The sequence below is a fragment of the Hyphomonas sp. genome, assembly GCF_041398385.1.
Lineage (GTDB): Bacteria > Pseudomonadota > Alphaproteobacteria > Caulobacterales > Hyphomonadaceae > Hyphomonas.
The window spans coordinates 219,899-235,056 of record NZ_JAWKUW010000004.1; the positions used below are offsets into that span (position 1 = coordinate 219,899).

14 protein-coding genes and 3 tRNA genes are annotated in these 15,158 nt (G+C 62.8%); 6 read left to right on the top strand and 11 right to left on the bottom strand.

The annotated features are described in order from the left end of the window. The 4 genes from R3C13_RS10130 to R3C13_RS10145 form a co-directional block, all read right to left on the bottom strand. Nucleotides 1-2,847: a valine--tRNA ligase gene (locus R3C13_RS10130; RefSeq protein ID WP_371310701.1), complete on the bottom strand. Its 2,847-nt coding sequence runs from the start codon at nt 2,845-2,847 to the stop codon at nt 1-3. Nucleotides 2,848-2,928: 81 nt separating this feature from the next. After that, the gene (locus R3C13_RS10135; RefSeq protein WP_371310702.1) at nt 2,929-3,585 is read right to left on the bottom strand and encodes a DUF2497 domain-containing protein; all 657 of its coding nucleotides are present in this window, start codon (nt 3,583-3,585) and stop codon (nt 2,929-2,931) included. 97 nt (nt 3,586-3,682) lie between these two features. Next, nucleotides 3,683-4,969: a TolC family outer membrane protein gene (locus R3C13_RS10140; protein WP_371310703.1), complete on the bottom strand. Its 1,287-nt coding sequence runs from the start codon at nt 4,967-4,969 to the stop codon at nt 3,683-3,685. A 120-nt stretch (nt 4,970-5,089) separates the two neighbouring features. Then, complete coding sequence (locus tag R3C13_RS10145) at nt 5,090-5,746, bottom strand: protein-L-isoaspartate O-methyltransferase (RefSeq protein ID WP_371310704.1); 657 nt, start codon at nt 5,744-5,746, stop codon at nt 5,090-5,092. A 149-nt stretch (nt 5,747-5,895) separates the two neighbouring features. On the opposite strand from R3C13_RS10145, the gene R3C13_RS10150 reads away from it, so the two are divergent. From R3C13_RS10150 to R3C13_RS10170, 5 genes are all read left to right on the top strand, one after another. After that, nucleotides 5,896-5,969 (top strand) — tRNA-Cys (locus R3C13_RS10150). A 72-nt stretch (nt 5,970-6,041) separates the two neighbouring features. Continuing rightward, a tRNA-Ser gene (locus R3C13_RS10155) sits at nt 6,042-6,115 on the top strand. Nucleotides 6,116-6,395: 280 nt separating this feature from the next. Beyond that, a tRNA-Asn gene (locus R3C13_RS10160) sits at nt 6,396-6,471 on the top strand. A 226-nt stretch (nt 6,472-6,697) separates the two neighbouring features. Further along, nucleotides 6,698-7,168 carry a hypothetical protein gene (locus R3C13_RS10165; protein ID WP_371310705.1) on the top strand — a complete coding sequence of 157 codons (471 nt, stop codon included), beginning with the start codon at nt 6,698-6,700 and terminating at the stop codon, nt 7,166-7,168. Between the two features lie 64 nt (nt 7,169-7,232). Next, complete coding sequence (locus tag R3C13_RS10170; RefSeq protein WP_371310706.1) at nt 7,233-8,222, top strand: NAD-dependent epimerase/dehydratase family protein; 990 nt, start codon at nt 7,233-7,235, stop codon at nt 8,220-8,222. A 5-nt stretch (nt 8,223-8,227) separates the two neighbouring features. On the opposite strand, the gene R3C13_RS10175 is transcribed toward R3C13_RS10170, so the two are convergent. The 6 genes from R3C13_RS10175 to R3C13_RS10200 form a co-directional block, all read right to left on the bottom strand. Beyond that, a complete protein-coding gene (locus tag R3C13_RS10175) occupies nt 8,228-9,205 on the bottom strand; it encodes an NAD(P)H-dependent flavin oxidoreductase (RefSeq protein ID WP_371310707.1) in 978 nt (325 codons plus the stop codon). A 35-nt stretch (nt 9,206-9,240) separates the two neighbouring features. Then, nucleotides 9,241-10,158 (bottom strand): oxygenase MpaB family protein, encoded by a 918-nt coding sequence (locus R3C13_RS10180; protein WP_371310708.1) that lies wholly within the window; start codon nt 10,156-10,158, stop codon nt 9,241-9,243. A gap of 69 nt (nt 10,159-10,227) precedes the next feature. Beyond that, a complete protein-coding gene (locus tag R3C13_RS10185; RefSeq protein ID WP_371310709.1) occupies nt 10,228-10,827 on the bottom strand; it encodes an exopolysaccharide biosynthesis protein in 600 nt (199 codons plus the stop codon). A gap of 46 nt (nt 10,828-10,873) precedes the next feature. After that, entirely contained in the window at nt 10,874-12,250 is a 1,377-nt protein-coding gene (locus tag R3C13_RS10190) for an L-serine ammonia-lyase (RefSeq protein WP_371310710.1), read from the bottom strand. 73 nt (nt 12,251-12,323) lie between these two features. Continuing rightward, entirely contained in the window at nt 12,324-13,508 is a 1,185-nt protein-coding gene (locus tag R3C13_RS10195; RefSeq protein ID WP_371310711.1) for an FAD-dependent monooxygenase, read from the bottom strand. 27 nt (nt 13,509-13,535) lie between these two features. Then, nucleotides 13,536-13,739: a zinc-finger domain-containing protein gene (locus R3C13_RS10200; protein WP_371310712.1), complete on the bottom strand. Its 204-nt coding sequence runs from the start codon at nt 13,737-13,739 to the stop codon at nt 13,536-13,538. A gap of 119 nt (nt 13,740-13,858) precedes the next feature. Between R3C13_RS10200 and R3C13_RS10205 the strand changes: the two genes are divergently transcribed. Beyond that, nucleotides 13,859-14,812: an ABC transporter ATP-binding protein gene (locus tag R3C13_RS10205; protein WP_371310713.1), complete on the top strand. Its 954-nt coding sequence runs from the start codon at nt 13,859-13,861 to the stop codon at nt 14,810-14,812. Between the two features lie 22 nt (nt 14,813-14,834). On the opposite strand, the gene trxA is transcribed toward R3C13_RS10205, so the two are convergent. Continuing rightward, nucleotides 14,835-15,155 (bottom strand): thioredoxin, encoded by a 321-nt coding sequence (gene trxA / locus R3C13_RS10210; protein WP_371310714.1) that lies wholly within the window; start codon nt 15,153-15,155, stop codon nt 14,835-14,837. Nucleotides 15,156-15,158 lie beyond the last annotated feature (3 nt).

A 15,158-nucleotide genomic window follows, 5' to 3' on the forward strand; every position in this document is an offset into this window, starting at 1 on the left:
TCAGAGCCCTTCAAGCCCTTTCCTTGCCGCACGCAGTTTTTCGCGCCGGGCGGTCCAGTCACGGACCCGCTCGCGGTTCTCCTCGACGATCTCTTCCGGCGCCCGCGCGACGAAGTCCGCATTGGCGAGCTTCTTTTCGGTCGACGTGATGTCCTTGTCGAGCTGGGCGAGTTCCTTGTCGAGGCGCTTGCAGGCCGCGTCGATATCGACGAGGTCCGCAATGACCAGCGCGGTGACCGTGTCGCCGAAGACGAGGGTGACAGCGCCGGCAGGCGTCGCATCGGTGATGGCGATGTCTTCGAGGCGCGCAAGGCGCTTCAGGACATCTTCATGCCGCATGGCGCGCGCTTCGATTTCATCACCCGCATTGACCAGCGCGAAGGGCACTTTCGTACCCGCCGGAATGTCGAGATCGTTCCTCAGGCTACGGATTTCCGTGATGAGGTCGATCACCCAGTTTATCTCATCCGAGGCAGCCTTGTCGTGGAGGCCGGTGAAGGCCGGCCATTGCTGCATCATCAGGAAACCCTGCTCGGCCGTGCGGCCGGTGGCGCGGCGCTCCCACAGTTCTTCGGTGACGAAGGGCATGAAGGGGTGGAGCAGCTTCAGCGTTTCATCGAGGACGTAGCCGCAGACCTGGCGTGTTTCGGACTTCGCGCCGTCATCCATACCGCCGAGCAGCGGCTTGATGAGCTCGACATACCAGTCGCAAAACGTATTCCAGATGAATTTGTAGAGGGCGCCTGCGGCATCGTTGAAGCGGAAGTCTTCGATGCCTTTGGTGACGTCGGCGATGCAGGTGGAGAGCTCGCTGAGGATCCAGCGGTTGACGGGGCTCTCGACGGTCGGGAAGTCGATACAGGCGGGTGCGCCGCACTCGTTCATTTCGGCGAAGCGGGCGGCGTTCCAGAGCTTGGTTGCGAAGTTGCGGTTGCCCTCGACCACCTGTTTCGACAGGCGGATGTTACGGCCCTGACCGGCGAGGCGGCTCATCGCGAAGCGCAGCGCATCGGCCCCGTACTCGTTGATCAGGTCCAGCGGGTCCATGGCATTGCCCTTGGACTTCGACATCTTCTGCCCCTTCTCGTCGAGGACGAGGGCGTGGATGTAGGCGTCCCTGAACGGAACTTCGCCCATGAATTCGAGGCTCATCATCATCATCCGGGCAACCCAGAAGAAGATGATGTCGAAGGCCGTGACCACCGTCGCCGTCGGGAAGAAGGTTTTCAGATCGTCCGTCTGGTCCGGCCAGCCCTGCGTCGAGAACGGCCAGAGGGCGGAGGAGAACCAGGTGTCGAGGACGTCTTCGTCATGCTGAAGATCGACCTCCGTGTATCGGTTTCCCGGCCCTACAGGCTGATCCGCTCGATAGCCAACTGTGTTGTCCGGTCCAAGGTTGACGCGGCATTTGTAGAATTCTTCTGCCTGAGCTTTTGCTTCCTCGGCCGTAGGAGCCACGAAAATCCTAAACGGACCGCTCGTTTTAGAACGGCAACCCTCGTCGTCAGATGGTGGGCCAAACCATGCCGGAATCCGGTGGCCCCACCAGAGCTGGCGGGAGACGCACCAGGGCTGGATGTTTTCCATCCAGTTGTAATAGGTCTTCTCCCAGTTTTCCGGCACGAATTTCGTCTTGCCTTCGCGCACGGCGGCGATGGCCGGCTGGGCGAGCGTCTTGGCGTCGACATACCACTGGTCCGTCATCCACGGCTCGATGACGACATTGGAGCGGTCGCCGAAAGGCTGCTCGATCTTCACATTCTCGATGTGGTCCAGCAGCTCCGCCGCTTCGAAATCGGCGATCACCTTCTCGCGCGCCTTGAATCGGTCGAGGCCGCGATAATCCGCCGGAATGCCGGCCGCGTCCGCTTCGGCGCCGTCAACAATCGCAGCAACAGCGCTGAGGATGTTCAGCTTCGCCAGCCCTGCCCGCTCACCGACCTGGAAGTCGTTGAAATCGTGGGCCGGGGTGATCTTCACCGCGCCGGAGCCCTTTTCCGGGTTGGCATATTCGTCGGCAATGATCGGCACGCGGCGGCCGACGATGGGCAGCTCCACGAACTTGCCGACGAGGCCCTTGTAGCGCTCATCCTCCGGGTGCACTGCAACGCCGGTATCGCCCAGCATGGTTTCCGGGCGGGACGTGGCGACGATGATATAGTTCCGCGTCTCGGTGCCGGTGACGTTGCCGTCCTCATCCTTGACCGGATGCTCATAAGTCACGCCGTCGGCCAGCGGATAGCGCAGGTGCCAGTAGTGGCCATTCACTTCGCGCTGGTCGACTTCGAGGTCCGAGATCGCGGTCTGGAAATGCGGATCCCAGTTCACGAGGCGCTTGTCGCGATAGATGAGGCCCTTGTTGTAGAGGTCGACGAACACCTTGGTGACGGCCTTCGACAGGCCCTCGTCCATGGTGAAGCGCTCGCGGCTCCAGTCGCAGGAGGCGCCGAGGCGCTTCAGCTGGTTCACGATGGAACCGCCGGACTGTTCCTTCCATTCCCAGACGCGGGCGACGAAGGCGTCGCGGCCCATGTCCCGGCGGCTCACATTGCCTTCCTCGGCCAGCTGGCGCTCGACCACCATCTGGGTCGCGATGCCGGCATGGTCCGTGCCCGGCTGCCAGAGAACGTTCTTGCCGCGCATCCGCTCGAAGCGGATCAGGATGTCCTGCAGCGTGTTGTTGAGCGCATGGCCCATGTGCAACACGCCGGTGACGTTCGGCGGCGGGATGACGATGGAGTAGACCTCCGCGTCCGGGTTGCCGGAGGGCTTGAAACAGCCCTTCGTTTCCCAGGCCTTGTACAGGCGCGGTTCGGCTTCGGCGGGGTCAAATCTCTGGTCAAGCATCGGTTCAGGCAGGGTCCGGAAAAAGAAAAAGGCGCGCCGGTGGCGGCGCGCCCTTCCCTATAAACATTTTGGCGGGAGAGGCTAGCGCGCCATGCGGGCGATGCGCTGTACCTCTGCCTCGACCTTGTCCTCGACGATGCGGGCAAGGTTTTCATCGAGCCATTCCTTGATCATCGGGCGCAACATCTCGCGGACGAGGCCTTCGATCGTGTTCTCGCCGCCAAGGTCCATCTTGCCGAGCAGCTTGCCCAGGGCGCCGGCGGCAGCCGTGGCGGTGGTGTCGTCGGTAAGGGTCGAGGAATCGAGGCGCTTGGCAGCGGTCATGGGGGTCTCCACAGGGGCAGGTTCAGGCTGCGGCGGGGCGCGGCGCAGGGAAACGGGAATGGGGGCCGGCTCGGGCTCGGGCTCCGGCTCGGCTTCGGCGGAACGGGCCGCATCGAGGAGCGATTCGAACGTGTCGGTCTCTTCCTCTTCGAACGTCACTTCCTCTTCCTCGAAGCTTTCGACGTCGAATTCCTCGACCGCCTCAAAGTCGTCGTCCTCGGTGTCCTCGTCGAACATCACGTTTTCGACTTCTTCGAGATCATCGAGATCGTCATTGGCGAAAACCGGCTCGGGAGCCGCTGCGGCAGGCTTTGCAGCCGGCGCCGGCGCGCCCTCCGAATCGTCGGAAATAATCTTGCGGATCGACGCGAGGATTTCCTCCATCGTCGGTTCCTTATGCGCTTCGTTGGCCATCATAGCCCCCTGATCTGCTTACCTATCAGCGATTGCTCATCCTGATGGCTACGGCGATTGGGTTAACAAATAGCTCATATAGTTAACAGCGAACGGGCTACTGCGCCAAGGGTGCGCTGAGTTGTCCTGTCGCGCGCAGCAGCTGATGCGCTGCCACATAGGCATCACGTTCGGCCTGAACCACGGCCAGCCGGGCTTCGAACAGCTGCTGTTCCTGGTCCAGAACGTCGAGAGTCGTGCGCACGCCGACGGCCAGTTCTTCCTTGGCGCCGTCATAGGCGATCTCGGCTGCGTCGACCTGCCGCTTCGAGGCCTCGATCGCCCGCTGAGTCGCCTCATAGCCAAACCAGGCCGCAGCGACCTGGGCACGAATCGACCGGTCGAGCAGGTCGATCTGGCGGCGGGCCTGATCGCGCTGCAGCCGGGCGGCCTTCGTCTGGCTCTTCACCAGGCCGCCCGTCATGATCGGAATGGAGCCCTGAGCCACGGCAGACAGGCTGGACTGCTGCACATTGCGCGCACTCGTGAAGGATTCCTGTGTCTGCGCGGTGCCGACAAGGTTCACGCTCGGGCGGCCCTGCGCCCTGGCGACTTCGATCGCCTCCATGGCGGCGCGCTCGGAATGGCGCGCGGCGATCATGTCAGGATTGGTTTCAAGGCCGATCTGAGTCGCTTCTTCGAGCGAGGCCGGCAGCATCGGGACCGGCGGCGGCGGCGCCAGATCTGCCGGCACGATGCCGGTCAGAAGCGTGTAATTGGCAATGCTGGTTTCCAGCGCGGCTTCGGCCCCGGCGAGCGAGGCGCGGGCGCCTTCATACCGAGCCTTGGCCAGCGAAACATCCGTCCGGGTCACGACGCCGACTTCGAAACGGTCTTCCGCCGCGCGCACCTGTTCCGCCGACACATCGACATTGTTCTGGCGGATCGAAACGGTCTCGCGGTCACGGCGGACATTCATGTAGCCCGTCACGACCTGCAGGATCAGATCCTGTTCGGCCGCATCATACTGCGCCTCGGCGGCATCGATTCCCGCGGTCGCCTGCCGGACGCCAGCGGCGACCCGGCCGCCGGTATATATCGGCTGGACGGCCTGGACCTGCGCCGAAAGCGCCTGCGAGTCTCCATTGCTGAGGCTGAAGGGTGAGTTGGTGTCGGTGTACTGGTAGCCGGCAGAGGCGCCGGCCGTTACCGTGGGGCGCCCGCGGGACCGCGCCTGCTCAAGGCTTTCGCGGGCGATTTCCGACTGAACGCGTTGCGCCTCAAGCTGCGGATTGGTCGCGATGGCACCCGCGATGGCGTCCTCCAGCGTCTCGGCCGACGCGTGACCGGCAATAAGGAGGGTCGCGATAGCTGTGCTCGCCAGAACTCTGAACTTGGTACGCATGAGGGGGCTCCCGATGCCGCGTAAGGGGACAAGGCCGTTATATAGGGACGATCCCATCAGAGAACATTGTTCACTTTTCAGGAGTCTTAACGCTGCCGCGTCAGGCAGTGTTTGCGCAGTTTAAAACACAAACGCCTTCTTGCGGTCGAACTGGCTGAATTTCGGAGGGAAGGCATCGAAGCCATGGCGCGGACTTGCCGTGTCCCCTGCCCGCGTGAAGATCGTACCACGGCCGACACCATCTTCGCCCAGAACGACAGCGGCGAGACGGCCGCCTTCCGCAAGTTGGGCGGTCCATGCTTCCGGCAGGGTTTCGACCATGCCGCAGACATAGATCACGTCGAACGGGCCCTGATCCTTCAGGCCTTCCTCGATCTTGCCTTCAACGGCAACAGCGCGGTCAAGCCCAAGCGCGGCGAAGCGCTCCGACATGGCATCCACGAGCGCGGCCGTTTCTTCCAGCGCGATCACCGTCTCTGCCATCTGGCTGATGAGCGCGGCCTCGTAGCCGGCGCCGGCACCGATCACCAGGACGATGTCGGACCGGCGGATGCCGGCGAGGCGCAGCAGCTTTCCCGTGTCGCGGGCCGTCCAGAGCGAACGGGCCTCGGACGTTTCGATTTCGAGTTCGGAATAGGCCACCGACTTGCGCGACGTCGGCACAAAGGCCTCCCGCGGGGTTTTCAGGAAAGCCGCGACGATGGCCGGGTCCGTCACGTCATTCGGGCGGATCTGGGTGTCCACCATGGTTTCACGCGCGGCTTCGTAATTCATCATCGAAAAGGCCTTTCCGGGTCCGGTGAAGGGGCACTGCTGCCTTTAGCACGGGCATTGCGCCATGCAATGCGAGATAAACCTTCGTTCTCATGAAATCGGCAGATTGAAAGCAGACTGGAAGGTTGCTAGTTAGCCCGTTCTTCCGGCATGGCCCTGTGGCGGAGTGGTGACGCAGCGGATTGCAAATCCGTGCACGCCGGTTCGATTCCGGCCGGGGCCTCCAGACCTTCCCAACGCCAGACGATTCGCCACGATGGTTCGCGTGGCACGCGAATTGCTTTGTTCAGGACACTACGGCCCTGTGGCGGAGCAACGCGGCGGACCTGAAAGTCCGCTTACCCCAGGTTCAACACCTGGGCAGGGCCTCCACCCCCTCCTTTTCATAATGGATTCATGAAACTTGCGCGGGGCAGGCCAAATTTTCGATGGCCGGAAAGAACTCGTTAACCATTTCCGGCGATGGTGTGCATGTCTTCTCTTGGAGACACCCACCATCACCCAACGCCTCGGCGGGAGAAATTTCTCCCGCCCTTTTTTTGTCTTGCAGCAGGCGCGCGTCCTGCTGCTTTTACAGACAGATTCTGTGCTTTCACAGCAAGTGAGGGCTTGAACAGTGAGGGCGGTCTGGTAATAGCCCCTCTCCGGCTGTTCCGCGATAGCTCAGTTGGTAGAGCAGGCGACTGTTAATCGCCCGGTCGTAGGTTCGAGTCCTACTCGCGGAGCCACCTTTTCCCTCCCCCGACTGTTAAGAATTTTCACGCGGAAATTCCCCGTGGTTGCAATTATTTGCGCCCATTCCGCCCCTTCCTGCGCGAGTTAGAGAATCAGAATTCCCTTGTATTATGGAAATCTGAATTGCACGGTGGGCGCACCGGAACGGGACAGAGAGGCGCCGACAAGCCCCTCCGTTTCCGGCCCATAATGCATCAGGCGTCAGGATTGGAGGAAACAATGACAAAAGTCTGGAAGGCGACCGCGCTTGCGGCCGTGCTCATGGGGTTTGGGACTGCAGCGATCGCTCAGGAAGAAACCGAGGTCACAACCGAGATGACCCAGGAAGAAGCCGACGCGCTGGCCCAGGAACTGGAAGCCGCAGCGGACACCCCTGAAGTGGCCGCCGATGAGACGGCCGCGCCGGTGGGCCAGTGGACCCGGAAGAACGGCGACACGGTGGACGTCTCGCTCAACGGCAACGAGCTCTTCTGCACCATCACCGCAGGCAAGAAAGTCGGCTTTGAAATGTGCCACGGCATGACGCTTCGCGAAGACGGCACCTGGAAGGGCAAGAAGATGAAGCATCCGGGCATGCCTGGCTTCATGACCTTCAACGGAACGATCAAGGTCGACGGCGATGCGCTCTCGATCAAGGGCTGTGCGGCGGGGGTCTGCGACTCCGAAGACTGGACCAAGGTCGCCGGCTGATCCCTCATCTGCGGGCCGGCGATGCCGCTTGCGCCGCTGTGCCGGCCCGCCTTAGATGTCCGTCATGACGGACACGCTCCTCATTACAGGTGCCAGCGGCTATCTGGGCCGGAACATTGTACGGGAATTTTTTGCGCGCGGTTATGCCGTGCGCGGACTTGCCCGCAGCGATGCCTCGGCCGACCTTATCCGCCAGCTGGGCGCAGAACCCGTGAGCGGCGACGTGATGGACAAGGCATCGCTTGAGGCTGCGATGCAAGGCGCCGGCATGCTTGTCCACGCTGCCGCTGACACCAATCATGGCCGCACGACCCGGGCGCAGGAACAGACCAATCTCGAAGGCACGCGCAATGTCTACGAAGCTGCCCGCGCAGCCGGAATAAAGCGGGCCGTCCACATATCGACCGAAGCTGTGCTCATGGACGGCAAGCCCATCGTGAATGCGGACGAGACCTGGCCGATACCGTCAAAGCCCGCCGGGGGCTATTCGCGGACCAAGGCGGGCGCCGAGCGGATCGCGCTCGCCGCCAATGGAAACGGCATGGAGGTGATCGTGATGCGCCCCCGCTTCGTCTGGGGCCGCGACGACACGACCGCCCTGCCCCAACTTGTCGCCGCTGCGAAATCCGGAAAGCTCGCCTGGTTCGACGGCGGCACCTACCTCACATCGACTACCCATATCGCCAATGTGGTTGAGGGCGTGCGGCTGTGCCTTGAGAAAGGACGCGGCGGCGAGATCTATTTCATCACCGATGGTGACGACGTGCCGTTCCGGCAGTGGATCACGGATCTGCTGGCGACGCAGGGGGTCGATGCCTCCGGGGTGAAAAGCGTGCCGCGCGGATTGATAGGGGCGGTCGTCAGCATTGGCGAGTTTCTCGGGACGCTGACCGGCGGCGCTGTCGCGGGGCCACTTGGCCGGCAGGAATATGCGACCGTGGGAAACACGGTTACGCTGAACATCGCCAAGGCACAGCGCGAACTGGGCTACAGCCCCATCATCACGCGCGCGCAGGGCCTTGCCGAACTGCAGGCACAGGCCGCCCGCGCCTGACGCGCCTACTTCGTCATCATCGCCAGCCTGGAATTGATGATCGCGTTCGCCTCCGCGATAATCCCGTCGACCAGTTCCTTGACGGTCGGAATGTCGTTGATCAGCCCCTGCACCATGCCGGCCGACCAGATACCGCCATCGGTGTCGCCCTCGGCCATCGCTGTGCGGCCACGGGCGCCGGTGACGAGATGCTGCACATCCTCGAATTTCGCCCCGCCCTTGCGCTCGATGGCCACGACTTCATCTGAAACGGCATTCTTCATCACACGCGCGGTATTGTGCAGGGTACGGAAGATGAGGTTGGTCATCCGCTCGTCATTCTCGACCATCTGGCGCTTGAAGGATTCATGGATCGGCGCCTCTTTGGTGACGCAGAACCGGGTGCCCATGTTGACGCCATCCGCCCCGAGCGCGAGGGCTGCGACCAGGCCGCGGCCATCGGCAAAGCCGCCGGACGCCAGCATCGGCACTTTCACCTTGTTGGCGGCGGCCGGAATCAGGATGAGGCCCGGAATGTCGTCTTCTCCGGGATGGCCTGCACACTCGAAGCCATCAATCGAGATCGCGTCCGCGCCCATCCGCTCGGCAGAGAGTGCATGGCGCACGGCCGTGCATTTATGGATGACCTTGATGCCGTGCTGCTTGAAATGGTCGATATGTTCCTGCGGCTTGTAGCCTGCGGTTTCCACAATCTTGATTCCGCCCTCGATGATGGCCTGGCGATACTCGGCATAAGGCGGCGGCTTTATCGCAGGAAGGATGGTGAGGTTTACGCCGAAGGGCTTGTCCGTCATGTCGCGGGTGCGCTGGATCTCTTTCGCCAGGTCTTCGGGCGTCGGCTGGGTCAGCGCTGTCAGGAAGCCGAGTGCCCCGGCATTGGCGACAGGCGCCACCATTTCCGCATATCCCACCCATTGCATGCCGCCCTGGACGATCGGGTGCTCAATTCCAAAGGCTTCGGTGAAACGGGTCTTGATATGCATGGGGATCCTCCGGTGATGTCTGCTGGTTTTTTTGTTCAGGCTTTTTGTAATGAGGCCCGCATGGCGGCGGCTTTCAGCAAGCGCGCCTGTTCGTCCGGGCTGATCCAGAGGAAGGAGCGCGGAAGGCCGAGCCGTTCGCTCGCATGGGCGGCCGGCGATGTCGCGTCCGGTATCGTCTCGGCAATCTTCGCCATCAACCGGACTGTCGCTGCGCCTTTGGCGTGAAGGTCGTATTCCGGGCCGAGTTCCAGCCGTGTACGAACCGCTGACGGCAGGATCGAGACCGCAGCATGGACGATCATGCTCTGCAGGCCTTTCGGAACGCCGGGGGCCGCGCGGCCTGAACTCATGATGCCTAGGAACTCGGTGTTGATCGGATGCGGCTCAAAACGGGGCGACAACTTCGCCAGCATCGCATCGAAATCCGCGAGGGAAAGGATCGGATTTTGCGAACCGTAAAGGCGCGCGACAACCGCCCCCTCCTGAAAGAAGCGGGTCTTGTCCGCATCCGATACAGGGCTGGCGAACCGGTCATAGGCGGTCAGGAAGCCGAAACTCGCTGTGGCGGCGACCCAGTCCAGAAGCTCTACGTCCAGCGCCCGATAGGTTTCGCCCGATGGGGTCTCGCCCGAGACTTTTGCGTGCATGTTCGTGACGCCCTGGATCACGCGGCGTGCGGCCGACTGGGGACCATAGACGCCGACCATGGCGGCAACACCCGTCCGCTTGGAGCGGCCGATGGGATCGGTCTTGAAGACCGAATGGTCCCAGACGCCCGACCGGATACGGGCATCCGCAAACTCCAGAAGGACCGCGGCGATTCCGCCGATGGCGAGCGCGACCGGGTTCTTGAAAACGCGCCATGACACGGAATCAGGCCCGGCGAATGCCGGTTCACCCGGTGGATTGAGGTAGTCCACCTTCCAGCCGAGATAAGACCTGATCTCCTTCAAGGGTCGCTCCGCGTGACGTTTGCGCAAACGTAACCCAGCAGAGGCGGCGCCAAAAGGGCATCCCCGGCGTCAAGTGAAGGCGGCGGAGATCCGCGTCCACAGACGGAACAGGAGCCACGCCGCACCGGCAAGGCCCAGTGCCGCCAGGATCAGCATGAACCCGTCGCGAGCCGTCAGCGCGAGGCCGAACAGGAGGACCGTCAGGCCCGGCAGCAAGGGGCCGAACGGGACAAGGCCCAAAGGAATCGTCAGCACGGCGGCCGCAATACAGATCAGTGCAACGAAGGGCGCAAACAGCGGCGATGTCAGAATGGTCAGGCGCGGCTTCAGGAAGCGGTCGACCTGACAGACATACGGATCGGCGAACTGAATGCCCTGCAGCAGCGCGGACCGGGGAAACTCGATCTTCAAAAGCCGGGACGGGATCCACGGGAATTTGCGGCCGATCAGGATCTGCCCGGCGATCAGGATGGTCAGGATCGCCACCAGCCAGGTTGCGCCGGGAATTATGGTGAGCGGACTGACCGCGATGAAGCCCAACAGAAGAAGGATCGGGCCATAGGACCGCCGCCCGACGGCGTTCAGCATTTCGCGAACGCTGACCATCTCGCCTTCCGTGCGCGTCTCGAGACTGTGCAGCAGTGAAGACAGATTGTTGACTTTGGTCATCCGGCGCTCCCGCGGCTCCTGCGGATCAACCCGCTGAGCCGGTCGCTCAGCATTCGATGACGTTGACCGCCAGCCCGCCCTGACTGGTTTCCTTGTATTTCGACGACATGTCCATGCCCGTCTGCCGCATGGTCTCGATGACCTGGTCCAGCGAAACACGGGCCTGCTCCACGGAATGAAGGGCAAGGCGCGCCGCATTGACCGCCTTCACGGCACCAATGGCGTTGCGTTCGATACAGGGAATCTGAACGAGGCCGCCGACTGGATCGCAGGTGAGGCCGAGATTATGTTCCATGCCGATCTCGGCCGCATTGCAAACCTGTTGCGGGCTGGCGCCCCAGACAGCGGCAAGCCCGGCCGCGGCCATGGAACAGGCGACGCCCACCTCGCCCTGGCACCCCATCTCCGCGCCGGAAATGGACGCGCGCTGCTTGTACAGGAGGCCTATGCCACCCGCCGTCAGCAGGAAGCGCCTCAGCCTGTCGACGCAATCCTCCGTATCGGTACAGTAATGGCGGATGACTGAAGGAATGATGCCCGCAGCGCCGTTCGTCGGCGCGGTCACGACCTGGCCGCCGCTGGCGTTTTCTTCATTCACCGCCATGGCGTAGACATTCAGCCAGTCGAACAATTCTTCACGCTCATTCGCAGCCGGTGATGACTTCAGCTTTTTCCAGAGCGCGGGCGCCCGGCGCCTGACGCTGAGCCCGCCGGGCAATGTGCCATCCTTCATGAGGCCGCGGTCGATGCAGGCGCGCATGACACCGGCAATCCGGTCCAGCGCGGCCTCCGTCTCTTCCCGTGGGCGGAAGGCGTCCTCATTCTCAAGTATGACGCTGGCGATGCTCAACCCGGTCGAGGCACAGATCGCCAGCAGGTCCGCGGCCGAGCCGAAGGGGTGCGGAACGGATACGCCGGCGGGCACAATGTCGTCCGGCGCCGGGCGCAGCAATTGCCGCTCCGTCGCGATAAAGCCTCCGCCCGTCGAATACCAGGTTTCGTCGGCGAGCAGCGCGCCCGACGGATCCCATGCCCTCAGGCGCATCCCATTTGGGTGAAGCGCAGGCAATACATCGTATGCAAAGACAATATCTGTCTGCGGATCGAATGCGATGACATGCCCATCCGTCAGTCCGATCTGTTTCGTCGCTTCGACGTTGGCGACGGCGCGGTCTGCTGATTCCGGATCAAGGGTTTCAGGTTCAAGCCCCAGAAGGCCAAGCATGGCGGCCTTCGGCGTTGCGTGGCCGGCTCCGGTCAGAGCCAGCGAGCCCTGCAACTCAACTTCAATCCGCCGGACCTGACCCAACAGGCCGGCAGCGGACAAATCGGCCATAAACCGGTTTGCAATCCGGATCGGGCCGACCGTGTGCGAACTCGACGGGCCGATGCCGACGCGAAAAATATCAAGAACTGAAAGCATTGCCCGCCTGAAAAGGTTTCATCCGAAACCTCCTCTGCCCCGGCGAGCTATCGGGGACAAGCGATTCTGGAACTCAGGCTGCCGTTTCGTCGTGCCCGTAAAGCCAGTCATTCCTCGAGTGGATGAAGCCGGGTGCCGCCTGCGCAGCCATCCACATGGGGACATAGGTGCCAAACCGCGTCAGCGGATCGCCCCGGTGGAACAGTTTGGCGTTCGCGCGGGCGCCTTCCTGGACCCTGGTCGCGCGCGGCTTGCGGCGCGTCTCATAGGCCTTAAGGGCTGTGTCGACATCTGGCTCCGCCTCAAGGCAGGCGGCGAGGGCCCACGCATCCTCAATTGCCATGGCCGCCCCCTGCGCCAGGAAAGGCAGCATGGGATGGCAGGCATCGCCCAGCAGGACAGCCCGGCCTTCATGCCATTTCGGCAGCATCGGCCGGCCGTAAAGCGGCCACCGGTTCAACGTGTCGGCGGCCTCGATGATGGCGCGGACTTTCGGATGCCAGCGCTTGAAATCCTTGAGCGCCTGCTCCTTGGCGCCCGTCGCGGTCCAGGATTCTTCGCCGGGCGTCTTGTGCTCAACGACGCCGACGAAGTTCGCGACGCTGCCCCGGCGCAACAGATAGGTGACCGCATGGCGGCGCGGGCCGGCCCAGACGCAGGCAGTCGGTGGCGGCGCATTGTCTCCCAGGGCACTGACCGGCACCGTCGCGCGCCAGGCGACATTGCCGGTGAACTGGGCCTTGTCGGGGCCCAGCATCTGGGCGCGCACAGCTGAATGGATCCCGTCCGCACCGACGATGAGGTCAGCGTCGATGGTCTGGCCGCCCGCGAAATGGGCGATGATCCGGTCGCCTTTCTGTTCATTGCGATCGAGCTTGTGGCCCAGACGCAGCGCGTCAGGTGCCCGCGCCAGTAATTCTTCGCGCAGGGCCTCGATCAGGTCGGCGCGGTGGATGTGGATGTATTCCGCGCCCCAGCGGTTCACTGCCGCCTTGCGCAATGGGACGTCGAAGATCAGGCCTCCGCGCTTGCCCCAGCGCATTTCCAGCGCCTGCGGCCGGAACGCATCCCGCATCACGCGGGCACCGACGCCGAGCGCGTTCAGCACCTTCATGGCATTGGGGCTGAGCTGGAGGCCGGCACCAACCTCGCTGATGACGCCGGATTGTTCCGCAACGGTGACGGTGTGGCCGCGCTTTTCCAGTGCCAGAGCGGCGGTCAGCCCCCCGATACCCCCGCCGATGATCAGAACGTCCATGATTCGTCCGCCCCGCCTTCACCCCGCTTACTTGGCGCGGGAGGGGTCTTCCTTGCCGCCGATCAGGACAAAGCGCCGATCGCAATATTTGCACTCGACGAAATCCTCGTCGCCCATCTCGTACCAGACTTTGGGGTGGCCCAGCGTTCCGCCGCCGCCATTACAGGACACCTTGTGGCTGGTGACCATGACGATTTCCGGCGGGGCAAACACATCGCGCTTGGGGGCCATGTCCGTTCCTATCCAGTCCTTTGAGCGTGCTCGGCTTGCTCGCCTCGCTTCTCCGCCCTACCTAGAGCTGTGCAACAAGGCGCGCAAGACGCCGCTTGCCGCAGCGAAAGAAGGACCGGATGACCGATACTGCCTCCGCACCGGAATATGCCATCGAGGTCGAAAACCTCCAGAAAATATATGCGGCCCAGGGCAAAGTGCCTGAAAAGCACGCACTGAAAGGCATCAGTCTCAAGATTCCGCGCGGATCCATCTTCGGACTGCTCGGCCCGAACGGGGCCGGCAAGTCCACTTTCATCAATATTCTGGCCGGTCTGGTGAACAAAACCTCCGGCACAGCGCGAATCTGGGGCCTCGACATCGACGAACACCCCCGCCAGAGCCGCGCTGCGATTGGCGTTGTGAACCAGGAGATCGTGGCGGATCCGTTCTTCACCCCGATCGAAATGCTGGACCTGATGGCCGGCTTCTACGGCGTGCCCAAGAGCGAACGCCAGAGCTTCGAAATCCTGAAGGCTGTCGGTCTCGACGACAAGAAGGACGCCTATGTGCGCCAGCTGTCTGGCGGGATGAAGCGGCGCCTGATGGTGGCCAAGGCGCTGGTCCACAATCCGCCAGTGCTGATTCTCGATGAGCCGACCGCCGGCGTGGACGTGGAGCTGCGCCGGTCGCTCTGGACCTATGTGCGCGAGCTGCATGCGCGCGGCACAACGATCATCCTCACCACGCATTATCTGGAAGAGGCCGAGGAGCTGTGCGATTCCATCGCCATCGTGAACCATGGCGAGATTGTCGCCTGCGAACCGACGCCGAAACTGCTCGCCCGGCTCGACTACAAGACGCTGGTGATCAGCCCCAAACAGCCGCTGGAGAGCGTTCCGGAAACGCTGAGGGCGCTCGACGCAACGATCCGGCGCTCAGGCGACCTCGCGATCACCTTCCGCACCAGCGAAACCGGGATCAGCAGGCTGCTGGAGCAAGTCAAGGACGCCGGAATCGGAATCGGGGATCTCGTCACCGAGACCCCCGACCTTGAAGACGTGTTCCTGTCGCTGACCAGCGAACCGGCCTGAATTCAGGCCGGACAGGTCCGGCTCAAGCGGACTGTTTTACCCAGTCGGCAATCGCCTGCTTGCTCATCGCGCCGAGATGCGTGGCGGCGACCTTGCCTTCCTTGAAGATCATCAGCGTCGGCAGGCCGCGCACGCCATAACGCGAGCCAGCGACCGGGTTTTCGTCGACATTGATCTTCACGACCTTGACCGTACCGGAAAGCTCGTCGGCAACCGCTTCGAGATGCGGCGACATCTGCTTACAGGGGCCACACCACTCGGCCCAGAAATCCACCACCACCGGCACATCTGCTTCGGCGATGATCGTGTCGAAATCGTCGTCTGTCACATTGATCGCGGCCATTCT

What these genes read in the sequence shown, in the direction of transcription:
- R3C13_RS10130 (WP_371310701.1), bottom strand. Translation starts at nt 2,847, where the DNA reads ATGCTTGACCAGAGATTTGACCCCGCCGAAGCCGAACCGCGCCTGTAC.
- R3C13_RS10135 (WP_371310702.1), bottom strand. Translation starts at nt 3,585, where the DNA reads ATGGCCAACGAAGCGCATAAGGAACCGACGATGGAGGAAATCCTCGCG.
- R3C13_RS10140 (WP_371310703.1), bottom strand. Translation starts at nt 4,969, where the DNA reads ATGCGTACCAAGTTCAGAGTTCTGGCGAGCACAGCTATCGCGACCCTC.
- R3C13_RS10145 (WP_371310704.1), bottom strand. Translation starts at nt 5,746, where the DNA reads ATGATGAATTACGAAGCCGCGCGTGAAACCATGGTGGACACCCAGATC.
- R3C13_RS10165 (WP_371310705.1), top strand. Translation starts at nt 6,698, where the DNA reads ATGACAAAAGTCTGGAAGGCGACCGCGCTTGCGGCCGTGCTCATGGGG.
- R3C13_RS10170 (WP_371310706.1), top strand. Translation starts at nt 7,233, where the DNA reads ATGACGGACACGCTCCTCATTACAGGTGCCAGCGGCTATCTGGGCCGG.
- R3C13_RS10175 (WP_371310707.1), bottom strand. Translation starts at nt 9,205, where the DNA reads ATGCATATCAAGACCCGTTTCACCGAAGCCTTTGGAATTGAGCACCCG.
- R3C13_RS10185 (WP_371310709.1), bottom strand. Translation starts at nt 10,827, where the DNA reads ATGACCAAAGTCAACAATCTGTCTTCACTGCTGCACAGTCTCGAGACG.
- R3C13_RS10190 (WP_371310710.1), bottom strand. Translation starts at nt 12,250, where the DNA reads ATGCTTTCAGTTCTTGATATTTTTCGCGTCGGCATCGGCCCGTCGAGT.
- R3C13_RS10195 (WP_371310711.1), bottom strand. Translation starts at nt 13,508, where the DNA reads ATGGACGTTCTGATCATCGGCGGGGGTATCGGGGGGCTGACCGCCGCT.
- R3C13_RS10200 (WP_371310712.1), bottom strand. Translation starts at nt 13,739, where the DNA reads ATGGCCCCCAAGCGCGATGTGTTTGCCCCGCCGGAAATCGTCATGGTC.
- R3C13_RS10205 (WP_371310713.1), top strand. Translation starts at nt 13,859, where the DNA reads ATGACCGATACTGCCTCCGCACCGGAATATGCCATCGAGGTCGAAAAC.
- trxA (WP_371310714.1), bottom strand. Translation starts at nt 15,155, where the DNA reads ATGGCCGCGATCAATGTGACAGACGACGATTTCGACACGATCATCGCC.